Raw genomic sequence first — 22,279 nt, 5'->3', positions numbered from 1 at the left:
AAACTTTAACTGTATTGAGTGTGGTTTTAGCGAGAATGCGGATATAAATGCTTCTCGCAATATTTTGGCGGTGGGACACACCGTTTTGTCTGTGGAGGGTGGATGCGGTAAAGGTCGCCTTGTGAAGCAGAAAGCAAGTGAAATCCGTGAGGAAGTCGCCTAAGAGCTTTTGCTTTTAGAATCCTCCACTTGAGCTAGTCGAAAGTGGTGGGAGTATGTCAATAATGCACCAATGGGATCGCTTGGCTAAAATTCAGGAAATACAATTAGACCTGCTGTCAGAAATGAGTAAAAAGAAACAATAGTTCAATTTTTAAAGATGGAAAATCGAGATGAATATAAGGCGTATTGAAGAAAATATTCCTTATAAATGTGTTTTTAGTGCAATAAAAAGATTAAAAAATCAGGCTAAAGGGAAAAAATACTACAAGAGCGGAATGCTGCGAAAAATATTTCTGAATTTTAAAAAAATTCTAAAATCTTAGGAAATTAATCCCGATGCATCTTAGTTAAAGTATCTCTCAAGGGTGTGAAAGAGATTGAAAAGAGTAGCATGCTGTCAGTGGTGCAAAACACGCGTACAGTACTCACCCAAAAGGTCTCGATTCAGCTTAGGACGCTATAAATCAAAAGTTTATAGGCTATAAGATCATAACTTACAAAGTGATGATAGTTGAAGTAAACATACTGTTTTCTCTTACACCACCCTAAAAATACAACAATAATTATTCTGCATTTCATCTTTTACAAAAAATCTTTCTGTGATTTTTGCTTAATTTTTAATTTTTCTTCTTTAATTCGCCGCCTATCCAAAATACCTTATTATTTTTATATCAATCTTGAATATGTCTTTTAGCTATCAGTGGCTTAAGCTAAAAATGCCCTCAATTTATTGATGTAAAGCTAAGCTTAGATATGTATGAGTAACGATGCTTAGATGTACTCAGCATTTGATTTCTTCAAATTTAAAAAATGATAAGAACTTTTAAACCGTCTACGGTTATCTAAAGTGGCTTATTACGGACTTTTAACTTCCAAAAATCATGATTTAAAATTCAATAGCGCATAATAAAAAAGTCGCGATAAAACTGAATTTTTGCATCAAAAATGGCATGAAAATGATAGTTGTGATACAAATTTTATAAATTTATAAAAATTATGAAAAATATTTTCAAAAATAGTGAAATTAGCCAGATTTCGGGGAAACAATCCCTCTATCAAGTCACTACTATATATCTCAAGGGTGTTACAGAGATTGAAAAGAGTAGCATGCTGTCAGCGGTGCAAAACACGCGTACAGTACTCACCCAAAAGGTCTCGATTCAGCTTAGGACGCTATAAATCAAAAGTTTATAGGCTATAAGATCATAACTTACAAAGTGATGATAGTTGAAGTAAACAACACTGTTTTCTCTTACACCCTAAAAAATTCCTTTGAGATAATAAAAAATAATAAAAACATTGGTTTTATTAAACTACAAACACACTATGATGATTTTCTTTTCGCTTTTTAATCCTTCATTATGCGTTATCTTGACCGATTGATTGAACATTGTATACAAGCAAAAAAGCTTGTACCTGACCGTACCTTTGAATTTACAACGTTGGAACAATTGCCCAGTCATGGACGCTTTATTTATGTTATCCAACAGATTGAAGGAGACATCAATACAACTTTTCAGCAATTTCAAAATTTTCGATTACTTAAAACGCATGCCTGCGCAAAATTAAATCGCCCAAGTCAGTTTCTATATGTAGGGTCTTCACGCCACAGTATTCGGAATAGATTGGCACAGCATTTGGGCTTCGGGCATAAAAGTACCTACGCATTACATTTAAATCAATGGTTTCAAGGCCAATATGAAATAACGATTCATCAATATGCCGATACACTTCCCGCTGAAGTGCTGCAATTGATTGAAGACGATCTTGCTGATCAATTACAGCCGGCATTTGGTAAATCAGGTGCCAACAATAAATAGCACGCATATGAGTGTAGAAACATGTAATAGCAAAGATTGACAGGGTTTGGCTCAATTGTTATTTTGCCGCCATTCTCCCATTTTGCTGTATTGTTCATGCCATTAGATCCGCACTTTGTTTATGCACCACCTCAAAGCCCACTTCGAATTTTGTACGAAGATGAGGATTTGGTGATTATTGAAAAACCTGCGGAATTGCTTTCTGTGCCAGGGCGTTTACCAGAACATCATGACAGTGCTTATTTACGTGTGCTTGAACGCTATCCGGCAGCGAAAATTACCCATCGTCTAGATATGGCAACATCGGGTATTTTAATGTTTGCAAAACATCGTGATGCGGAAGTTGCGGTCAGCAAAATGTTTCAAGCGCGTACCGTACAAAAGCAATATGTAGCTTTGGTACAAGGGCAATTAGAGGGGACGGGTAGTGTAGAAGTTCCTCTCATTACCGACTGGGAAAATCGTCCGCGCCAAATGGTGCATTTTGAATTGGGTAAGCCATCGAAAACACTCTATCAAGCTGTAGATTATGATGAAGTGAATGATATTAGTCGCGTGTTATTGACACCAGTGACAGGGCGTTCTCATCAACTTCGTGTGCATATGATGCATATTGGACATCCAATTACAGGCGATCAGCTTTATCATCCAAATGCTAAATTGAGTCAGCTAGGGCGAATGGCTTTGCATGCCAGCGATTTGAGTTTTACTCAGCCACTATCAAAGCTACCAATTCATATTCATTGCGCACCTGATTTTTGATGAAAAATCACTCGAAAATGCATCAGTAGGCAATTCAAGGTACCGACTGAGAGCATTATTTTGTCTTTTTCTTTGTCATATCTTATATGACTTAACTGTCAAAATTTGAGTTTTAAGTTTGGGATAATTTTTTAAATATCCCCAATTCTAGGGATATATAAATATGCAAAAAGCATTTATATAAAATGTGAATTATTGCGGTAATTTGAAAACATTCTATGTAACTATTAGTAAATAATAAAAAATATTAATCATCACTTAATTAGAGTGTTATGAAACATTTCAATTGAATTCTTTCAACTTAACAAGGTTATAAATACAAACAAATACAATAGCTTAATAATTGAAGAGTTGGAATGTTTTTAATCGTAAAAATATACGAATGCATATTATTTCTGTTAGTATGAATTGTGATTTATTTTTATTTTATTGTAATTTTTAGTTTAAAAAATTCAATATTACTTTTTTTGCTGATTTTGAGGATTAGAGAATGTTAAACATTGCTTTGATCATCCTTGTTATTATATTGCTTATACTATTATTGTTAGTATTTAGCCGTAAGGCGAGCAATGATAAAAATCTTGCGTCTTTGCAAGAGAACCTAGACCGTGCGCGTTTAAAACTTGCTGAAACAGAAGCACAGCAAGATGATTTGAAATTTGAAATTAGCCAACTGCGTATTCAAAACAGTGGACTTAAGGTTCAAGTCGATAAAGTCAGTAAATATCAGCATATTGCTGAGGTTGAACAGTATGTTGAACATCGTGCTTTACAGGCAGATGGCTTGGTGGAAGTCACTAAAATTAATGCAGACATAATGCTGCAAGACATCAAATCACATATCGATGAAGTTCGACATTTCTTAGCGCAATATCAAGAAAAGGCAAAAACACGGACACAGGAAAAAGCCCGTGAAGAATTAAAAAGTTTGTATCACCAAGTTGTTGAGCAACAGCAACTACAAAATGTCATTAATGCGCTTGAACATAAAGTACAAGGCTATAAAGGCAAGTTCTTTTTACCTGTTCAACAGGTCCTTGATGAACTCATTGCCGGTTTTGATGAGTCTGATGCGGTACAAAGTTTATTGGCGGTACGCTGTAAAATGTTGGATGCAGCTGAACAACAGCAAACGGCAACATGCAATTATGTCGATGAAGACCGTCGCCTTGCAGCCATCCACTTGTTCACTTTGGTGTTAAATAGTCGTGCAGATTTATATTTGGCTCAGTTAACCGTAGATAACTTGGGTGAATCACTACAAGCCTTAAAAGACGATTACACCTTACTGAATGCACACGGTGCAAACTTTAGTCAGGCGCAGGTGTTGGAGTCATATTTAAATTTACGTTTGGAAGAGTTAAAACTGGCTGCAATTGTGATGCAGCTTAAACAAGCCAATGCAGCGGTAAGGTAGGCTGTATAATTCAATGATCTAATAATAAGGCTTTCTCTATGAAAGCCTTTTTTTATGCTGAAAATATGTTTCAGTGCTGCAAATTGCAACAATTATCCGTTAATCTATAGCCGTAGAATAAAATTTATCCAAAATAAGGAACAGCATCATGTCGCGTGATTTTAAACAATTTCCTGATGATGATAACGGTAATGTGCTGTGGCAAATGCAGCAAGATGGGGATGATTTAAGCGTACCGCATGAGATTGAATATTCGATTGCATTTTCAAGTCAAGCCTTAGCAGAACAGTGTGCGCTGTTCTTACTCAAAGAAGAGCAAAAAATTTCTTTGTTCCAAGATGAAGAATCTGATCGCGTAGAATGGATTATTACCATTTATGTGTACATGGAGCCTGACTATGAAGATATCGTCGATCTTGAACAGTGGTTTATGAAGATTGCTGAACAAAACTCTGGTGAATATGACGGTTGGGGCTGTATGGCGTATATTTATGAAGATGATGACTTTGAAGAAGAATCCATTAACTAAGCCATAACGGGCGCAGTGATCAAAGCGTTTTCGCAAAAAGATTATTGAATAGAATATAGATAAAAGCATCAAGCCCAGTGTTCGCCACTGGGTTTTGATTAATAAGTATCTAAATTCTATAGCGTAAATTTCTTAGAACATATTAAGCACTGGATGCTTTGTAATATGAATGAGCTGTAACGGCATTTGTACTTTTATTCAGTTAATCGATGAACTTCTGGATGAAGCCTTTTAAAACCGTGTAGTGACAGTATGTCGCAAAATATATAATGAGATATCGTAGAACATAGAAGAATAAGAATGGAGAACAATATGAGCAACACTATACGCTTACATCGTGTGTTTAGCGCACCGCCAGAACGCGTATATCGTGCATTAGTTGAGCCAGATGCGCTGGTAAAATGGATGGCACCACATGGTTTTACGGCACATATAGAGCATTCTGATGTACGTACGGGTGGTTCTTATCGTATGTCATTTCAAAACTTTACCACAGGTACGCGTCACTCATTTCATGGTGTTTATCATGAAGTGGTTCCCAATAAGCTGCTACGTTATACCGACCGTTTTGACACACCTGAATTGGCTGGTGAAATTGAAGTAACAGTACGTTTAGAGGAAGTTTCAGTTGGTACAGAGTTACTGATCACTCAAGTAGGTGTACCGAATGTCATTCCACCAGATGCATGCTATTTAGGATGGCAGGAGTCTTTGCAACTGTTGTCTTTTTTAGTTAATCCTGCAATTCCAGATGAATAATTTGAAGTTGGAAAGGTAAAGTGGATAGAGGAGTTCATGGTGCCGATACAAATTAAACGGATTTATGAGCCTGCAAGTCCTGCCGATGGTAAGCGCATATTGGTCGATCGTTTATGGCCGCGTGGTATGAGTAAAGAAAGTGCTCAAATTGATTTATGGCCTAAAGAGCTGACCCCATCGACAGCGTTACGCCGTTGGTTTCATCAAGATGATGCCATGGAAAGTCGTTGGGATGAATTTAGAACGCGTTATCGAGTTGAGCTCGAGACGCAATCTCAAGCGATTATTACACTACGGGAATTACTCAAGAAGCAATCGCTGACCTTATTAACAGCTGCAAAAAATATGCAGCACAATCATGCGACATTCTTGCGTGAGCTAATACTTGATGAACTAGATGAATGACTTCCGATAGAGTTCTATTCACTGAAGATAGTTCCGAAATGCTTATACAAATGATCTAGCTGCATCGCCACGATAATAAAACCCTATCTTAAATAAGGTTTTTAATATTCTGACAAATATAAAAATGTTATATTGATGTTTTGAGCACAATTGTTGCTCATGTTTTTTGAGGTTTTTTATGTCTTTACCTAATTGTCCCCAATGTAATTCAGAATACACATATAACGATGGCGATTTATTGATTTGCCCAGAGTGCGCACACGAGTGGAAAGAGGGTGAATCTACTGTAGAAGAGCAAGTGCTTATTAAAGATGCTAATGGTAATCTTTTGGCTGATGGTGACACTGTGACTGTTGTAAAAGATTTGAAGATTAAAGGTTCATCTTCTGTTGTTAAAGTGGGCACCAAAGTCAAAAATATTCGTTTGCTGACTGATGCGAGTGATGGACATGATATCGATTGTAAAATTGATGGGATTGGTGCGATGAAGCTTAAGTCAGAGTATGTAAAAAAAGTCTAAAACGTAATTTGTAATCGATCATCAAGTGATCTGTGTAAACCGATAGATCCAAGCCTTGTTTTAAACAAGGCTTGGATAAAACTAAAACAATAGATATATCTTTTTTGTTGGAAGCATATTTCTTGCATCGTTCTGCCCTCATAATAGAGCCAATCTCTGTTTCAAAGAACTTTTCTTATGCCGCACATTCATGTGGAATATTCAGACAATCTTGCAGTCGAAGCACGTCCATTACTTAAAGCTTTAAATTTGTCTTTATTTGAATCGGGTCATGTAAGCGATGCTAAGGATATTAAAAGTCGTGCAATGGTTCAGCCAGAATTCATTGTGGGTTTAGATGAAAATGCCAATCAAGCTTATATTCATGCCAAAGTATCATTATTGACAGGGCGCTCAATTGAAGTACAACAACAGATTTCGAATCAATTGCTGCACGTTTTACAGCAACATGTGCCTGTAACGCAGTGTGATGTGCAATTATGTGTCGAGATTTTAGAGATGAATAAAGAGACTTATAGTAAAACCATTATTCAGGCTTAATTGAGTCAATTAAGCTCAGTTGAATGTTTTGTCCTAGCAAATGTTGATGACTGAATCATGTAAAAAACCGGCATTGGCCGGTTTTTTACAGGTCAAATGAATGAGTTTTTTGCATTAAAAATCACTTCTTTATCGTTTCAACTTTATGTTAATCCACTGATAAAAAAAGCCATTGAAAAGTGTGATCAAGTTCATTTATATTCGAAGAATCAGGCTAACTTTTAAACAATAAATCCTGATGGAATAAAACTAAAATTGATTTAAGAATAGGGGAAAATCATGTCAGGTTGGTATGAAATTAGTCAATCAAGTGATCAGCAATATCGTTTTGTACTGAAAGCAGGTAATGGCGAAGTGATTTTAAACAGTGAGTTGTATAAGGCAAAAGCTTCTGCTGTAAATGGAATTGAATCAGTTCAAAAAAATAGCGCGGATGATAGCCGTTTTGAGCGTTTGACCGCAAAAAATGGTAAGCCATATTTTAATTTGAAAGCCGCGAACCATCAGATTATTGGTAGCAGTCAGTTTTATGCGAGTGAGCAATCTCGTGATAAAGGCATTGAGTCGGTAAAAACCAATGGTTCTACCACGACCATTAAGGATCAAACGGTCGCATAGAGAGCATTAGATTTGGTATTTTGATTAGAGAGTTTTCACTGAATATCTGAGTCGTTCTTTGTGTAATAGTTCTGTCTGTAATAGATGGATATGAGATGTCTGTGAAGGCTTTGTAATTAGACTGAATGAAAGTGAAAAATATACAGCATTCAAAGGTATATGGATGTACCTGAACTACATCTTGAAGTGTGGTGAATCATGATAAAACAGCATCGAATAGGGGTATATAGTCTCGTGAGTGCTTTTGCACTCACGTTGCTTATTTGGCTTGCATCCCCTTATTGGGTTTTGTTTCAAATACACCAAGCTTATGAGCAAAATCAACCTGAAAAAATCTCAAAGTATATCGATTATGCTGCAGTAAAAAGTAGTCTTAAACCGCAAATTCAACAATGGGTAGTTCAGCAGTTCGCGTTGAATCAGATGCCTAAGTTTGTGCAAAAGTGGGGGATGCCATTTAGTGCGAATTTGAGTGATGCTGCTGTGGAGGTGATCGTTAACCCGACGAGCTTAATGCTTTTAATGCAAGGACAAGCAATAAAAGACAGTGTAAACATCGCTGAACTTCGACATTTAGAGCAATTACAGGACTGGTCTAATTCATTCAACAAGGAGGTAATTGCACAAGAAAAAAATCAGCCATCACCCTCATTTACTTTTCAGCCCAACAAGACCGTCGAAAATCTGCAAGTTGGGCAGAAACCAAAAGCAATACGACCAACGACAAAATATCGAGCATGGAATCGCTTTGATATAGAAGTCCCTGTTCGCTCGGCTGCAAAAAACGCTCAATTTACGATTTTTAGTATGCAGCGTAGCGGTGTAAGTTGGAAAATAGTGGCAATTCAACTACCGTACAAAACGAAAGTATCAAAGGCAAAAATTATTCAAGGATGAATATATGTCAGAACAAATCAAAGTTGTAGGCAACCTTGTTGCTGGTGAAGAAATTAAAGCATTTTTAAACAGTTGGGATGAGGTGCTTTGCCAATTAAATATTGAAAAAATTGCAGAATACTGTGCTGCTGATGTGAGTTTTTTTGATGCGAGTTGTCAAATGCAGGGACTGATGTCTTATCAAAAAATGTGGGAATTCTATAGTGACTATTTCCGAGAAGGGCTTAAAGTTTTTCGTCGTGAAGTGGTCATTCATACGGATGAACACTTAGCTTTTGTGCATTGTTATTCTATGGTTGATCAAATGAGTGGCGTTCCAACGCCGGGGAATTCATGGTGTCGCTCCAGTATGGGACTGCGCAAAGCCAAAGGAAAGTGGAGAATTGTCCATCAACATGTATCTGTCCCAGTTGATTTAGTAACACATCAAAGCAAACCCATTCATTTTTAAAAGTTCGAGCACAAGTTATAGTTTGAACCTGAGCTTGTGCTGCATGCTTTTTTATTTGCAAATTATTACAGGAATATTGTACTCAATTGTGCTTTATCAGCCTAAATTAAAAACAATAACCCATGATTCAGGACAATAAAAATGGATCATAAAAATAATAAAATTCGACCACAAAACACCACTGAAACGGATTCAGTACAACAGAGTTTGCAAGACTTGCAACAACAAGAGCTTGCCCCTCAAGGCGATTTACAAAAGCTCATTCGCATTACTGCGGGCTTTATTATTTCCACAATCGTAATTGCGGCACTGTACCTAGGCAAAGATATTTTAATTCCTTTGGCCTTGGCCGTGCTTTTGGCATTTTTGGTAGATCCATTAGTTATGCGTTTACGCAAATGGGGACTACCGCAAATGCCTTCCATCATATTGGTCGTGACGATGGTTTTGGCAATACTCTCAGGAGCTGCAACCTATTTGGGTTATCAGTTGGGGCAGCTCAGTCAGCAATTGCCGCAATATCACGGTACTATTCAAAAGAAATTAAATTCAGTTCGTCAATTTACCCAAGGACCAAGTGTTTGGGATGGGGCAAAAACCACGCTTGATACAGTAGAAACTTCGATTGATAAAGCAGTTCCAGAGGAAAAGAACCTGGTGTGCAAAAAGTCAAAGTGGTCGGGCAAGAGCAAACTAACGCAGAAGCAGCAATGGCGTGGAGTGATAAAGTACTCAGTCCTTTAGCTACAGCCGGTATTGTTTTTCTGTTTGTGATTCTAATTTTGGTCAATCGAAAAGACCTGCATGACCGTTTTCTAAAATTGCTCGGTGGTAACTTAAATATCGGCACAGATGCTCTAGATGAGGCTGCTAATCGCATCGGAACCTATTTAAGGATGCAATTGATGGTGAATGTCACCTATGGCATTCCGATGGCATTGGGGTTGTGGTTTATTGGTGTGCCTGCTGCAATCATGTGGGGAATGGTTGCGATTGTGATGCGTTTTGTGCCTTATGTCGGCCCGATGATTTCAGCAATTTTTCCAATTACCCTAGCGTTTGCAGTTGATCCGACATGGAATATGGTGCTGTGGACAGTTGGTTTAATTTTATTACTCGAACTTATTAGTAATAATATTATTGAACCTTGGTTATATGGTGAAAGTACGGGACTTTCTACCTTAGCAATTATTTTGGCAGCAACTTTTTGGACTACATTGTGGGGACCAATTGGTCTGATTCTATCAACGCCACTCACCGCATGTTTATTGGTGCTTTCGAATTATGTGCCATCTTTAGGCTTCTTTAGAATATTAATTGGTAATGCACCGGCATTAACTCCTTATGAGCGTTTTTATCAGCGTTTAGTTGCCGATGACGTACAAGATGCAATGGATGTCGCGCAGGGATTTATCAATGAGAAATTGCCGAAAAATGCCACAGAAGAGCTAAAGGTGCGCCGTATTAATGCCTTTTACGATCAAGTGGCGATCCCAGCGATACGCATTTTTTCAAAAGGTCATAATACCGAGGCCAGTGCAGAGCATCGATTGAGCCTACATCAAGGTCTAAAACTGTTTAATCAACAATTCCAGCACGCTTATCCATTTAAGCCGAGTAGTACTGAAGCTGAAGTCTATTGTGCCGGTGCGCGTTGGGAAATAGACGTGCAAGTTTCTTCAATGTTGGCGCATGGTTTAAATGTGCGCGGTGTTGCTGCACAAGCATTTGATGAAGTGTTAATTCAAAGTCAACAGGCTAATTTTGTCAAAATGAGTGACAGCATTCAGATCGTGTGTATTTCAATTTTCCACACCGCACCTGAGGCGCAAATTCGTTTATTAAGCCATATCATTCGCCGTCAATTTCCCGATAAAAAACTGATTATCGCGTTATGGAGTTGTGCCGACATTCAGCAATTAGATGAAATCAAAGCCAAGTTTGATGTGGATGCAGTAGTGAATAATCTGAATGACTTATTGCTCAGTATAGATGCCTTACAAATGAGACAAGGTGAATTGTGGTTAGATGAGCCTGATCCTAAGGAAGAAGCTATACGCTTGAAAGCTTTGCAGGATTTAAATGTATTGGATGAACGTAATTTGCCATTGTTTGAGCAATATATTGAAGAGGCACGACAAGCTTTTGATGTGAAATATGCACAAATCTCATGGGTTAAAGAAGACTGGGTCTATACACCGGGGAGTTTGTTGGCTAAAGCGAGTGATCAACCGATGCAGGTACGCCAATCGAAGCATGATGCGATTTGCAGCCATTTGGTGTATCAAAATGAAAGCTTAATCATTCACGATTTACAACGAGATCCTCGTTTCGCTCACTTACCTGAGTTATTACATAATCGTATTCGATTTTATGCGGGGGTTGCTTTACGCAATAGTGATGGAATTGCCTTGGGAAGTTTTTGCGTGCTAGATCATGAACCACAAAGCATGACTGAAGATGATATGAACTTACTCAAAGGTTTGGCTGCCGATTTAATGCAGACATTGAGCAATGAAAAATTGCGCCGCGAAAAGCTAGAGGCTTTACAGCAGTCTAGAGATAGCTAAGCCCGACATCGCAAAAATAACTTTTCTGCTGGTGTTTATAGGCAAACAGTTTTACCATGGAAGAGGTTATAAAATTTGAGCCAAGGGCATGAAAAATAATAATTTCATATGGCAATGCCTGTTTGGCCTAGCAGCGGCATTCGGCAGTGTTTTGAGCCATGCTCAGATACAGGGTAATTATTTTTCCCATAAGGATTGGGAGATTGCCTGTGATAATACTGGGACTTGTCGTGTAGCAGGTTATCAAGCAGATAATCAAAGCCATAGTATTTCAGTGTTACTGCAACGTGCGGCTGGGGCACAAGCGCAGGTCAGTGCGCGTGTTAAAATTGATCGTGAAGCTTTTGGTCGAGAGCTAAAACAATTACAACTTTTTATAGCGGGACAATCGTTTGGTTTTGTCAAAATAGACAGCAAAACAGATGAAGGTCAGTTAAGCATTGCTCAAACTCAGAAATTAATACAAGCCTTGCAGGGTAAAGAGCCAATTCTGTGGAAATGGAATAAGTTTACTTGGGCTTTATCTGTCGATGGTGCAAGTGCAGTACTGCTGAGAATGGATGACTTTCAAAAGCGTATAGGGACAAATTCTGCCTTATTACGTAAAAGCACAGCTTCTTCAGATCAAGTTTTAAAGCCAAAAAACATTCCCAAAGTGAATATAAATAGCTATGTAAAGGGTTTGCAAGCGCGGCACTTAATTCATTCCGCAACCTCAAAACAAATATTCAAGCAAATTAAGAATACAACAACAGTAGAAGATTGCCCTTTGGTCTTTGATACGAACTTTTCAGCGGATGATCGTGTCGTGATCTTTCCTTTAAACAGTCAATATGCCGTGGTTGAAGTGCCATGTTGGCGGGGTGCTTATAATGTTGGCAATGGCTATTGGGTGATGGATCGCCAGTTGAAGCAAGTTAAGCAAATGGTCACAGGGACTGGCAGTAGTTTTAGTGAAGGTCAAATTTTTTCAAATCAACGTGGTCGTGGTATTGGTGATTGTAACAGTGTGGAAGAATGGTCTTGGACGGGCAAGCGCTTTATTAAAACCTATCAAGCACGTACCGAAATGTGCCGTGGATTTGCTGGCGGTGCGTGGGATATTCCAACACTCATTTATCGTGTTCAGCTTAGCTCTTAGCTGAGTAATCAGCTGTAATGAGAATAAAAAAGCCCTAAATGCATTTAGGGCTTTGACTTTAAATATGACTTTACATGAATAGATCAGCCAAATCGTTTCGGGATTTTTTGTCCACCTTCGACAGGGGATTCGGCATTTTTCAACACACCAAATAACCATGTTTCAGCATGATGAACGGCAGTTTTTAATGCATCCCCTTGAGCCAAACGACCTGCAATAAAGCTGGCTAAGGAGCAGCCTGATCCATGATATTCATCGGCTAAACGCGGACAACGCGTTTCAGAAACAAGCTCGCCATTCATATATAAACTATTTTGAATGTAGTCAGGGGTATCTTCATGACCGCCTTTGACCAATATTGCTTTCGCTCCCATTTCAAATAGCTTAGCAGTTGCTACTTGAATATCTTGTTCTCCAGTTAAAGCTCTCAGTTCAACTGTATTTGGAGTAATAATTGTTGCCAGTGGAATCAACTCAATGAAAGCTTTCACAAGGGTTGCTTGGTCTCCCAATGAACCACCACTATTTGCGACTAATACAGGGTCGAGCACATAACTATACTCGGTATGTTCACGAAGAAAATTAGCAAGCGCAGCAATATTATCAGTGGTTCCTAACATACCTGATTTTACAGTGCGAATAGGCAGATCACCGACCACAGCATTGGCTTGAGCGAGCAATAATTCACGAGGTGTCGCTTCAAAAGAAAAGACCTGCTGTGAATTTTGAACGGTTAATGCGGTACAGGCAATTGCGGCATGTGCACCACTTTGACCGATTGCTTCAATATCGGCTTGGAGGCCAGCACCACCTGATGGATCAAGACCAGAAAAGCAAAGTACTGTAGGGCGCACAATGATGTCCTTAAAATATTAAATTTGCGATAGTATAGGCAAAATCGGGTCAACACTCGATAGTCTTTTTGCTGAAGTGAATAGGGTAGAGTCTGTGATTAAGAATATATTGATCGATCTAGATGGAACATTAACCGATCCTAAAGTTGGGATTACTACTTCGGCGCGTTATGGCCTGGAAAAAATTGGGCATCCTATAGCTGAAGATCTGAATATTGACTGGATTATTGGCCCGCCTCTTAAAGCATCTTTAGCTAAACTTTTGAACGTGGACGTGTCTGATGTGTTGGCTGATCAAGCTTTGCAAGGTTACCGTGAACGGTTTGCTGTGACCGGTTTGTATGAAAATAAAGTCTATGTCGGTGTCGCTGAAACTTTAGCGCAATTAACGCAGCAAGGTTTCCATTTGTATGTTGCAACAGCAAAGCCAACGGTTTATGCCCGCCAAATATTGGAACATTTTGATTTAGCCCAATATTTTAAGGTAATTTATGGTAGTGAGCTGAATGGTGAACGTACCAATAAAGGTGATTTGATTGAATATATTTTGCAGCAAGAACAGCTTCATGCTGCTGAATGTGTGATGGTTGGTGACCGTGAATATGACATTTTAGGCGCGCGCCGCAATCAAATTCAGGGTATTGCTGTGAGCTATGGTTATGGTGGTAGTGAAGAGATTCAACATGCCGAGCCTGCAAAAATTATTCATACATTTAGTGATTTACCAGATATGGTCGCAGTCTTGAATCAAGCCAAGGTATCTTGAACATTCTTATGGATAGCGGCTTAGGTCGCTATTTACATAAAACTATTTATAACTTCACTCGAAATTTATATTTCATTAGATGTAAGAAAAGAGCAGCATAAAGTTTTGTAAACAGCCTTGTATCTATATCATGCTTTTGAAAAAATTCAGACATAAAACAACAAAGCTGATAATGCATGTCTAAGTCGCTGCAATTACCCCAAGAATGGCTAAAACCACTTTTTCCACGCGACCCGCATGAAAAACACCGTGTTGCGACTTCATTAGAATTACTGTTCGATTTAATCTTTGTGGTTGCCATTGCGACAGCAGGGCAACAATTACATCACGCCATTATTGAAAATCATTTGGCACAGGGTCTAACACTATATGGCATGGTCTTTTTTGCTTTGTAGTGGGCATGGATGAATTTTAGTTGGTTTGCATCGGCTTATGATAATGATGATGCACTTTATCGAATTCTCACCTTTGTGCAGATCATTGATTCATTGGTCATTGCAGCGGGCATACCGAGTGCATTTCAGCAGCAAGATTTTGATGTAATTATTATTGGTTACGCCATCATGCGTCTAGGCTTGGTGACACAGTGGTTTCGTGTTGCGAGAAGTGATACAGCACGTCGTAAAACAGCACTACGTTATGCCTTTGGCATCATCCTTGTTCAAATTGGATGGCTATTTTTCCATTTTTCGCCCATTCATTTTAGTGTTTATTTATTTGTTTTACTTGCTATTGCTGAACTGTGTGTACCGATTTTTGCTGAATCCCACAATATGACGCCATGGCATGCGCATCATATTTCAGAACGCTATTCATTGCTGACGATTATCGTGTTAGGTGAGTCTATTGTCGGTTGCTCATTGGCAATGGCTGATGCGCTAAATAATCAACGCTTTAGTACTGAACTCATTTTTCTGATGGTGGGTGGTTTGATGATGATGTTCACTATGTGGTGGTCGTACTTCGATACTAGTATCGCAGAGCGACTGAACAGCAGAAAAATGGCTTTCACATGGGGTTATGGGCATTTCTTTGTCTTTATTAGTATTGCTGCGATTGGTGCAGGTTTGGCCGCGGCAGTCGATGTGGTTTCTCATGAAGCGATGATTAGTTCGGAAAAAGAAAGCTACTTTGTGGCGATTAGTTTAATACTCTATACCACCAGTTTGTATTTATTGCATGAGTTACATCACCAGCATGGATGGAAAAAATTCTCTATCCTTTAACTGTCGTGATAGTGCTGTGTATCCCATTATTGCTTAAGCCAGCAGGCTATGCCATTTTTGCGATGGCTGTGGTCTATGCACTGCGATTGATGTTTTCTAAATGTTATTTAGCATGATAAGCTAATGATATAATTTAATTAATATGTCTTTGTGTTATTTTAAATACTTACGATAAAGACAATAGAAAAAGAGAATAACGAGAGGATGGTTGTATGAAAGGGCAAATATTGGATTTTTCCGTCCAAAGCAATACGGGGGTAATTAGTGGTGATGATCAAAATCGTTACCACTTTACGGGGAGTGATTGGAAAGGCCAAAATGCTCCAGCACGCGGGCAATTTGTTGATTTTGAGACGAATGGAATTGGGCAAGCTACAAATATTTATTTAGTTGCTGTACCTTCTGCGTTGGGAACACAATATGGTCAAAAGAGTCGCATTGTGGCAGCAATTTTGGCTTTTTTTCTCGGCGGTTTCGGGATTCACAAGTTTTATTTAGGGCGAATAGGTTGGGGTATTGTTTACCTGTTATTTTGTTGGACATTTATTCCTTCAATTGTCGCTTTTATTGAGTTCATTATTTATCTATGTACATCTGATGAAGACTTTGCACGCAAATATGGCTAAATTGAATCTTGAAAATGTAAAAGGCGCTTGAAGCGCCTTTTTATATTTGAAGATCACGAGCGGGTTGTCCCCATTGATTATTTTCCGCTTTGGTATCGGTTGCCCACCAGATAATAAGAGGAATAAAACCAATAATGGTTAACATTAAAAGTTGCCACCAACCAGAACGTCCAGTGTCATGTAAGCGTCGTGCGCCAATTGCTAAACTTGGAACCAATAAAATTAAGCTTGAGATATTTTCTAGCCAAGGGTCACTACCAATAATATAATCACAAACGGAAGCAAGGACAGTGACTAACATACAAAATAACCAAAAGTACCAAAACTCTTTGCGACGAGATCGACCTTCAAAAACAGCAAATTGCTTGAGTGGTTTAAAAGACCACGCAAAGAAATCGTAATTTTCCTCTTCTTCGCTAAAATTGGGTTGAGCATTGTGCTGAAACGAATTTTGCTGTAACGCAATATAAACTTGCACAGCTTGGCCAGTTTCATCTATTGCAAAGTCAACAGTGTCGCCTCGCATAGGAGGCCTTTGAGCATGCCAATCAGCACCAGTGAACGAGTAGTGTTTTTGGTCTTCAGCACTAATAATGCCTGTATTAGTTTGAATTGAAAAATCTAATATTTGACCCTTCATATTATTCTCAAGTTATGGTGTTAAAAATTAAATTTACATTTTAATGAAGAGGTGAGTGTGAACACCTCTCTATATTTTTTAGCTATTTTGCAGGTTGTCCCCATTGATTGACTTCAGCTTTTGTTTCGGTAGCAAACCAGATAATAAGGATGATTGCACCAATCAGGGGAATTAACGCAATGAGATACCACCAGCCTGATTTGCTTAAGTCATGTAGACGACGTACAGAAACAGCTAAACTCGGAATTAATAATGCCAATACGATGAGGGCATAAAGTACAAACTCGGTTCCGATGACAGAATCAATGATTTGAGCGATGATGAGTATGATGAATTGCACTAGCGTAAAAAACCAAAACTCTTTACGACGTGCACGGCCTGTGAAATTGGCATAGTTTTTAAGGCATTTTACAAACCAATCAATCATATTAAATTGTGACTCTGCTTGGTCTTGGTTTGATATTTTATCAAGCTGTTCGGTTAAGTTGTAGATTGGATTTGAACTGCTTAAGGCAGTAAATACCTGTACCGCTTTTCCTTCAGGATTAATGTCGAAGTCAACATGATCACCACGTTTTGGCGTATTTTGTCCTCGCCATTCTGCCCCTGTAAATTCATAACGCTTTTGGTCATCGGCGGTGATAATGCCTAAATTGGTTTGAATTGAATAATCTAGAATTTGACCTTTCATTTTTACCTCTATTATTATGTGCGTTATTTTGAAAATGATGTATTTTTTACTGATTTATCATAGCAGATTTGTTTAAAATTCAAACAAAATATCTTTTTAAGCTGTTGTATTGAGATTCTTTTTATATAAAAAAGCGGAACACATTGGTTCCGCTTTTTTTGCATTTTACTGAGTAAATTATTACCAGCTTAACGCGCCACCAGTTTGGTAGTCAGTTACGCGAGTTTCGAAGAAGTTCTTCTCTTTACGTAAGTCCATCATTTCTGACATCCACTGGAATGGGTTATTCACACCAGCAAATTGTTCAGGTAAGCCTAATTGGCTTAAACGACGGTTACAGATGAACTTCAAGTATTCTTCCATCATCGCTGCATTCATACCCAATACACCGCGTGGCATAGTGTCACGTGCGTATTCAATTTCAAGCATTGTACCTTCAAGAATCATCTGAACGATTTCTTCTTGGAACTCAGCAGTCCATAGGTGAGGGTTCTCAATCTTGATTTGGTTAATCATGTCGATACCAAAGTTCAAGTGCATAGACTCATCACGTAGGATGTATTGGAATTGCTCGGCAACACCATTCATCTTATTACGGCGACCCATAGACAAGATTTGGCTGAAACCACAGTAGAAGAAGATACCTTCAAGCACGCAGTAGAAAGCGATCAAGTTGCGAAGCAAGATTTGGTCAGTTTCAGGTGTACCTGTTTTGAAAGTGGGATCACTTAAAGACTGAGTATATTTCAGCCCCCAAGCCGCTTTACGTGCAACTGATGGAATTTCACGATACATGTTGAAGACTTCGCCTTCATCCATACCTAAAGATTCGATACAGTATTGGTAAGCGTGGGTGTGAATCGCTTCTTCAAAAGACTGACGCAAAATGTACTGACGGCATTCTGGGTTAGTAATGTGACGGTAGATTGCAAGAACCAGGTTATTTGCAACCAATGAGTCAGCAGTCGAGAAGAAACCAAGTGAACGCATTACAATAGTACGTTCATCTTCAGTTAAACCATTTTCAGACTTCCACAATGCGATGTCTTGAGTCATGTTGACTTCTTGAGGCATCCAGTGGTTTGCACATCCGTCTAGGTACTTTTGCCAAGCCCATTCGTATTTGAATGGTACAAGTTGGTTTAAGTCGGCGCGGCAGTTGATCATCGCTTTATCATCAACTTGAACACGCTGAGCACCCATTTCAAGCTCTTCTAAGCCAGGTGCAACATCTAGATTTTCTAAGGCGTTAGATGCTCTTGCCAACGGATCGGTTGGATCTGTTGCTCGACTTGAATTGGTTCGAGTGGGTTGTGCAGCTGCCAAATTCGGCGATGAGTGCTGTGCATTAGATACCACTTGCGAATCAGTCGTTTTCTTCGGTTCGACGGGCGCAGGCTGGTTAGCTTGTGCAGCTTGTTTCGGTTCATCATCTTCGAAATCGTCCCAACTTAGGATAGACATATCAATTCTCTCTACGTTGCTTTATATCTTTTATAGACATCCAGTCACGCTGAGATGTCCTACTATACGCTCAATTTGAGTAAGCAAAATCAAGTTTTGTCGATGGATGCTCTAATTTTATTCGGTAGAGCAAATATCCCCACTACTTATTTTGATTACGCGTTTTATATGCCTTAAACCAGAAATAGGCGATCGGGACATAAAAAGTCAAAATAAAGGAAACCACCAAGGCAATTAACCCTAACTGATAGTTATGCGTCATATGTGGCATGGTGGAAGTCCTTTATTTATTTTTAATTTTTAAATCTCCCCAAACCCCTCTTTAAAAAAGAGGGGCTTCCTTGAATCCAAAAGGGTTTTAGGAAGTCCCCCTTTACAAAGGGGGATTTAGGGGGATTAAAACCTGTCAGATTACTGACAAGCTTCACAATCAGGGTTGTCAATTGAACATGCCATTGGCACTGGTGCTGCTTGACCAAAACCTTCTTCTTCAGCAGTAGCTTCAGCTTTAGGTTCTTCTTTTGCAACCGCAGCAACAGGTGCTGCAACTGTTGTTGGTTTCACTGCATTTAATGCACCAGTGTTAATGGTTGATTTTTCAGCAGATGTAGCACCCAATGCACGTAGGTAATAAGTCGTCTTAAGACCACGTAACCACGCCATTTTGTAGGTCATATCTAGTTTCTTACCGTTTGCACCAGAGATGTAAAGGTTAAGAGACTGAGCTTGGTCGATCCATTTTTGACGACGCGATGCAGCATCAACAATCCAACGTGGCTCAACTTCGAACGCAGTCGCGAAGATTGCTTTAAGCTCTTCAGGAATACGTGCAATTTTTTGTACCGAACCTTCGAAGTGTTTCAGGTCATTTACCATTACAGAGTCCCAAAGACCACGGTCTTTCAATGCACGAACTAGGTAAGGGTTGATCACTGTGAATTCACCAGAAAGGTTAGATTTCACATACAAGTTTTGGAATGTTGGCTCGATTGATTGAGACACACCACAAATGTTCGAAATGGTTGCAGTCGGAGCAATCGCCATTACGTTTGAGTTACGCATACCGTCTTTTTGAACTTTGGCACGTAAAGTGTCCCAGTCTAAACGTTGTGTACGGTCAACTTCGAACATACGGTCTGGACGAGACTTCGCAACGATGTCTAAAGAGTCGATTGGTAAGATACCTTGATCCCACAATGAACCTTTAAATGTTTCGTAAGTACCACGTTCAATTGCAAGGTCGCTAGACGTTTGAATTGCGTAGTAAGAAATCACTTCCATAGATTCGTCTGCAAACTCTACAGCAGCATCAGAACCGTAAGCCATCTTCATTTCATATAGTGCATCTTGGAAGCCCATGATGCCCATACCAACTGGGCGGTGTTTCAAGTTCGAATTACGCGCTTGAGGAACAGCGTAGTAGTTAATGTCGATCACGTTATCGAGCATACGAACAGCAGTTTTTACTGTACGCGCAAGTTTTTCACGATCTAGTACGCCGCCTTGAACGTGTTGTACAAGGTTGATCGAACCTAAGTTACATACCGCGATTTCGTCTTGGTTTGTATTGAGTGTGATCTCAGTACACAAGTTCGATGAGTGAACAACGCCCACGTGTTGCTGTGGAGAACGTAAGTTACATACGTCTTTAAATGTGATCCAAGGGTGACCAGTTTCGAACAACATAGAAAGCATTTTGCGCCATAAGTCTTTCGCACGGATTTTCTTATGAAGCATGTTGGTTTCTTTCGCAATGCCTTCGTAGTAAGCATAGCGTTCTGCAAACTCGCTACCTGTTAAGTCATGCAGGTCAGGTGTTTCAGATGGTGTGAATAGTGTCCATTCAGCATCTTCAAACACACGTTGCATAAATAAGTCAGGAACCCAGTTTGCTGTGTTCATGTCATGCGTACGACGACGGTCATCACCCGTGTTTTTACGAAGCTCTAGGAATTCTTCAATGTCCAAGTGCCAAGTTTCTAGGTATGCACATACTGCACCTTTACGTTTACCACCTTGGTTTACTGCAACGGCAGTATCGTTGGCAACTTTAAGGAAAGGTACAACACCTTGAGACTTACCGTTTGTGCCTTTGATATAAGAGTTCAATGCACGAACAGGTGTCCAGTCATTACCTAAACCGCCTGCCCATTTAGACAACATTGCGTTATCACGCATAGCGCCATAAATATTGTAAAGGTCATCGGCAATTGTAGTTAAGTAGCAGCTAGATAACTGTGGACGTAAAGTACCTGAGTTAAATAGTGTTGGTGTAGATGCCATGTAGTCGAAGCTAGATAACAAATTGTAGAACTCGATTGCACGAGCTTCTTTATCTTGTTCATTTAGCGAAAGACCCATCGAAACACGCATGAAGAACAATTGCGGTAATTCGAAACGTACGCCATCCGAGTGGATGAAGTAACGGTCAAATAATGTTTGTAGACCTAAGTAAGTAAATTGGTTAGAGCGTTCTGGTTGAATCGCCGCAGCCAATTTTGCAAGGTCAAAGTTTAATAAGTCTGGAGAAAGAAGATCTAACTCGATACCTTTCTTCAAGAAAGTTTCAAGTGCATCTGCTTCATTGGTGTCAGCAGCTAAGCCTAAGAATTCTAAACCGGTTGCAACAAGGTCGTTACGAAGTAAGCGTGCAGTCACATACGTGTAGTTAGGTTCTTGTTCGATACGGGTACGAGTTGCCATCATCATGGTTGTAGAGATGTCAGACTCTTTTACGCCGTTGTAAAGGTTTTTTACAGTTTCATCGATGATCGCTTGAACATCGATACCTTCTAAACCTTCAGCAGCTTTCGCAATGCTTGCTTCTAAAGCACCAAGATCAAGTGGTTTAAGTTGACCATTTGAACCAGTCACTTGAAGTGTAGGGTGGTGATTTGCACCTGTTTGTTTACGCGCTTCAGCACGTTGCTCACGGTAAATCACGTAAGAGCGAGCAACTTTTTGCTCACCTGTACGCATAAGCGCAAGTTCAACCTGATCCTGAATTTCTTCAATATGGATTGTACCGCCAGAAGGTAAACGGCGGTTAAAAGTATTCAATACCATTTCAGTCAATTGAGAAATACGGTCGTGAATACGGCTGGAGTCAGCGCTTTGCTGGCCTTCAACGGCCAAAAATGCTTTACCAATTGCGACAGATATTTTTTCTGCGTCAAAAGGTGCAACGTCACCGGTGCGTTTAATCACCTGAATTTGACCAGGGGTTGAATTCGTTACGCTCATGCTAGCATAGCTCCATTTGTCATCTATTTTTATGTTATGGACCGTTTGAACTGGGCAAAAACTATGCCACAGTGTTTGAGGTTTAAACACAAGACCTAGTGGTTTAAAATTAATTGAACACAAGATACGGGAAAATTTAGGGTAGATCAATATTGACATTCATCTAAAAAGTTTGGTC

General features: G+C 39.3%; 21 protein-coding genes and 2 pseudogenes. 18 read left to right on the top strand and 5 right to left on the bottom strand.

What is annotated here, in order from left to right; genetic code table 11:
• From FTV09_RS03130 to FTV09_RS03060, 15 genes and pseudogenes are all read left to right on the top strand, one after another.
• Window positions 1-163, top strand: a pseudogene (locus FTV09_RS03130) (RNA-guided endonuclease TnpB family protein); the annotation flags it as partial.
• A gap of 1,360 nt (window positions 164-1,523) precedes the next feature.
• Window positions 1,524-1,982 (top strand): GIY-YIG nuclease family protein, encoded by a 459-nt coding sequence (locus FTV09_RS18015; protein ID WP_180056694.1) that lies wholly within the window; start codon window positions 1,524-1,526, stop codon window positions 1,980-1,982.
• 96 nt (window positions 1,983-2,078) lie between these two features.
• Window positions 2,079-2,744, top strand: a complete 666-nt coding sequence (locus FTV09_RS03120; RefSeq protein ID WP_180056692.1) for a pseudouridine synthase — start codon at window positions 2,079-2,081, stop codon at window positions 2,742-2,744.
• 490 nt (window positions 2,745-3,234) lie between these two features.
• The gene (locus tag FTV09_RS03115) at window positions 3,235-4,161 is read left to right on the top strand and encodes a hypothetical protein (RefSeq protein WP_180056690.1); all 927 of its coding nucleotides are present in this window, start codon (window positions 3,235-3,237) and stop codon (window positions 4,159-4,161) included.
• Between the two features lie 148 nt (window positions 4,162-4,309).
• A complete protein-coding gene (locus FTV09_RS03110) occupies window positions 4,310-4,690 on the top strand; it encodes a ribonuclease E inhibitor RraB (RefSeq protein WP_067764835.1) in 381 nt (126 codons plus the stop codon).
• 312 nt (window positions 4,691-5,002) lie between these two features.
• Window positions 5,003-5,449, top strand: a complete 447-nt coding sequence (locus FTV09_RS03105; RefSeq protein ID WP_180056688.1) for an SRPBCC family protein — start codon at window positions 5,003-5,005, stop codon at window positions 5,447-5,449.
• A gap of 39 nt (window positions 5,450-5,488) precedes the next feature.
• Window positions 5,489-5,854, top strand: a complete 366-nt coding sequence (locus FTV09_RS03100) for a DUF488 domain-containing protein (protein WP_067765038.1) — start codon at window positions 5,489-5,491, stop codon at window positions 5,852-5,854.
• A 178-nt stretch (window positions 5,855-6,032) separates the two neighbouring features.
• The gene (locus FTV09_RS03095) at window positions 6,033-6,374 is read left to right on the top strand and encodes a zinc ribbon domain-containing protein YjdM (protein ID WP_067764829.1); all 342 of its coding nucleotides are present in this window, start codon (window positions 6,033-6,035) and stop codon (window positions 6,372-6,374) included.
• Between the two features lie 177 nt (window positions 6,375-6,551).
• Complete coding sequence (locus tag FTV09_RS03090) at window positions 6,552-6,914, top strand: 5-carboxymethyl-2-hydroxymuconate Delta-isomerase (protein ID WP_067764826.1); 363 nt, start codon at window positions 6,552-6,554, stop codon at window positions 6,912-6,914.
• A gap of 279 nt (window positions 6,915-7,193) precedes the next feature.
• The gene (locus tag FTV09_RS03085; RefSeq protein WP_067764823.1) at window positions 7,194-7,532 is read left to right on the top strand and encodes a YegP family protein; all 339 of its coding nucleotides are present in this window, start codon (window positions 7,194-7,196) and stop codon (window positions 7,530-7,532) included.
• A 234-nt stretch (window positions 7,533-7,766) separates the two neighbouring features.
• The gene (locus tag FTV09_RS03080; RefSeq protein ID WP_180056686.1) at window positions 7,767-8,429 is read left to right on the top strand and encodes a DUF2939 domain-containing protein; all 663 of its coding nucleotides are present in this window, start codon (window positions 7,767-7,769) and stop codon (window positions 8,427-8,429) included.
• Window positions 8,430-8,433: 4 nt separating this feature from the next.
• The gene (locus FTV09_RS03075) at window positions 8,434-8,880 is read left to right on the top strand and encodes a nuclear transport factor 2 family protein (protein ID WP_218950134.1); all 447 of its coding nucleotides are present in this window, start codon (window positions 8,434-8,436) and stop codon (window positions 8,878-8,880) included.
• A 141-nt stretch (window positions 8,881-9,021) separates the two neighbouring features.
• Window positions 9,022-9,624, top strand: coding sequence for an AI-2E family transporter (locus FTV09_RS03070; RefSeq protein WP_180056684.1), 603 nt, complete (start codon window positions 9,022-9,024; stop codon window positions 9,622-9,624).
• Window positions 9,540-11,450, top strand: a complete 1,911-nt coding sequence (locus FTV09_RS03065; protein ID WP_373687685.1) for an AI-2E family transporter — start codon at window positions 9,540-9,542, stop codon at window positions 11,448-11,450. Before FTV09_RS03070 ends, FTV09_RS03065 begins: the two co-directional genes overlap by 85 nt.
• An 88-nt stretch (window positions 11,451-11,538) precedes the next feature.
• Window positions 11,539-12,591, top strand: a complete 1,053-nt coding sequence (locus FTV09_RS03060; protein ID WP_180056682.1) for a DUF1176 domain-containing protein — start codon at window positions 11,539-11,541, stop codon at window positions 12,589-12,591.
• An 83-nt stretch (window positions 12,592-12,674) separates the two neighbouring features.
• Here the strand turns inward: FTV09_RS03060 and FTV09_RS03055 are convergent, their stop codons facing one another.
• Window positions 12,675-13,445: a hydroxymethylpyrimidine/phosphomethylpyrimidine kinase gene (locus FTV09_RS03055; RefSeq protein ID WP_180056680.1), complete on the bottom strand. Its 771-nt coding sequence runs from the start codon at window positions 13,443-13,445 to the stop codon at window positions 12,675-12,677.
• A 94-nt stretch (window positions 13,446-13,539) separates the two neighbouring features.
• Between FTV09_RS03055 and FTV09_RS03050 the strand changes: the two genes are divergently transcribed.
• The 3 genes and pseudogenes from FTV09_RS03050 to FTV09_RS17900 all read left to right on the top strand — a co-directional run bounded on the left by FTV09_RS03050 (window position 13,540) and on the right by FTV09_RS17900 (window position 16,063).
• On the top strand, window positions 13,540-14,211 hold the full coding sequence (locus FTV09_RS03050; protein WP_180056678.1) for an HAD-IA family hydrolase: 672 nt from the start codon (window positions 13,540-13,542) through the stop codon (window positions 14,209-14,211).
• Window positions 14,212-14,387: 176 nt separating this feature from the next.
• Window positions 14,388-15,553: pseudogene (locus FTV09_RS03045) on the top strand (low temperature requirement protein A).
• Between the two features lie 96 nt (window positions 15,554-15,649).
• Window positions 15,650-16,063 carry a TM2 domain-containing protein gene (locus tag FTV09_RS17900; protein ID WP_213029713.1) on the top strand — a complete coding sequence of 138 codons (414 nt, stop codon included), beginning with the start codon at window positions 15,650-15,652 and terminating at the stop codon, window positions 16,061-16,063.
• A 40-nt stretch (window positions 16,064-16,103) separates the two neighbouring features.
• Here FTV09_RS17900 and FTV09_RS03035 read toward each other — a convergent pair whose 3' ends face one another.
• The 4 genes from FTV09_RS03035 to FTV09_RS03020 all read right to left on the bottom strand — a co-directional run bounded on the left by FTV09_RS03035 (window position 16,104) and on the right by FTV09_RS03020 (window position 22,101).
• Window positions 16,104-16,703: a DUF805 domain-containing protein gene (locus tag FTV09_RS03035; RefSeq protein WP_180056676.1), complete on the bottom strand. Its 600-nt coding sequence runs from the start codon at window positions 16,701-16,703 to the stop codon at window positions 16,104-16,106.
• A gap of 82 nt (window positions 16,704-16,785) precedes the next feature.
• The gene (locus FTV09_RS03030; RefSeq protein ID WP_067764751.1) at window positions 16,786-17,394 is read right to left on the bottom strand and encodes a DUF805 domain-containing protein; all 609 of its coding nucleotides are present in this window, start codon (window positions 17,392-17,394) and stop codon (window positions 16,786-16,788) included.
• A gap of 180 nt (window positions 17,395-17,574) precedes the next feature.
• Window positions 17,575-18,858, bottom strand: coding sequence for a ribonucleotide-diphosphate reductase subunit beta (locus tag FTV09_RS03025; RefSeq protein ID WP_180056673.1), 1,284 nt, complete (start codon window positions 18,856-18,858; stop codon window positions 17,575-17,577).
• A 411-nt stretch (window positions 18,859-19,269) separates the two neighbouring features.
• Window positions 19,270-22,101: a ribonucleoside-diphosphate reductase subunit alpha gene (locus tag FTV09_RS03020; RefSeq protein ID WP_180056671.1), complete on the bottom strand. Its 2,832-nt coding sequence runs from the start codon at window positions 22,099-22,101 to the stop codon at window positions 19,270-19,272.
• Window positions 22,102-22,279: the final 178 nt, after the last annotated feature.

Origin of the sequence: Acinetobacter sp. YH12227, from assembly GCF_013417785.1 — a bacterium.
In the GTDB taxonomy this organism is placed as follows: Bacteria; Pseudomonadota; Gammaproteobacteria; order Pseudomonadales; family Moraxellaceae; genus Acinetobacter; species Acinetobacter gandensis.
This window is presented reverse-complemented; position numbering and strand designations above follow the sequence as displayed.

Bases quoted from the DNA above. Each gene is read 5' to 3' on its own strand.
- FTV09_RS03090 (WP_067764826.1), top strand. From the start codon at position 6,552: ATGCCGCACATTCATGTGGAATATTCAGACAATCTTGCAGTCGAAGCA.
- FTV09_RS03085 (WP_067764823.1), top strand. From the start codon at position 7,194: ATGTCAGGTTGGTATGAAATTAGTCAATCAAGTGATCAGCAATATCGT.
- FTV09_RS03120 (WP_180056692.1), top strand. From the start codon at position 2,079: ATGCCATTAGATCCGCACTTTGTTTATGCACCACCTCAAAGCCCACTT.
- FTV09_RS03035 (WP_180056676.1), bottom strand. From the start codon at position 16,703: ATGAAGGGTCAAATATTAGATTTTTCAATTCAAACTAATACAGGCATT.
- FTV09_RS03075 (WP_218950134.1), top strand. From the start codon at position 8,434: ATGTCAGAACAAATCAAAGTTGTAGGCAACCTTGTTGCTGGTGAAGAA.
- FTV09_RS03110 (WP_067764835.1), top strand. From the start codon at position 4,310: ATGTCGCGTGATTTTAAACAATTTCCTGATGATGATAACGGTAATGTG.
- FTV09_RS03105 (WP_180056688.1), top strand. From the start codon at position 5,003: ATGAGCAACACTATACGCTTACATCGTGTGTTTAGCGCACCGCCAGAA.
- FTV09_RS03115 (WP_180056690.1), top strand. From the start codon at position 3,235: ATGTTAAACATTGCTTTGATCATCCTTGTTATTATATTGCTTATACTA.
- FTV09_RS03025 (WP_180056673.1), bottom strand. From the start codon at position 18,858: ATGTCTATCCTAAGTTGGGACGATTTCGAAGATGATGAACCGAAACAA.
- FTV09_RS18015 (WP_180056694.1), top strand. From the start codon at position 1,524: ATGCGTTATCTTGACCGATTGATTGAACATTGTATACAAGCAAAAAAG.
- FTV09_RS03020 (WP_180056671.1), bottom strand. From the start codon at position 22,101: ATGAGCGTAACGAATTCAACCCCTGGTCAAATTCAGGTGATTAAACGC.
- FTV09_RS03070 (WP_180056684.1), top strand. From the start codon at position 9,022: ATGGATCATAAAAATAATAAAATTCGACCACAAAACACCACTGAAACG.
- FTV09_RS03095 (WP_067764829.1), top strand. From the start codon at position 6,033: ATGTCTTTACCTAATTGTCCCCAATGTAATTCAGAATACACATATAAC.
- FTV09_RS03030 (WP_067764751.1), bottom strand. From the start codon at position 17,394: ATGAAAGGTCAAATTCTAGATTATTCAATTCAAACCAATTTAGGCATT.
- FTV09_RS17900 (WP_213029713.1), top strand. From the start codon at position 15,650: ATGAAAGGGCAAATATTGGATTTTTCCGTCCAAAGCAATACGGGGGTA.
- FTV09_RS03060 (WP_180056682.1), top strand. From the start codon at position 11,539: ATGAAAAATAATAATTTCATATGGCAATGCCTGTTTGGCCTAGCAGCG.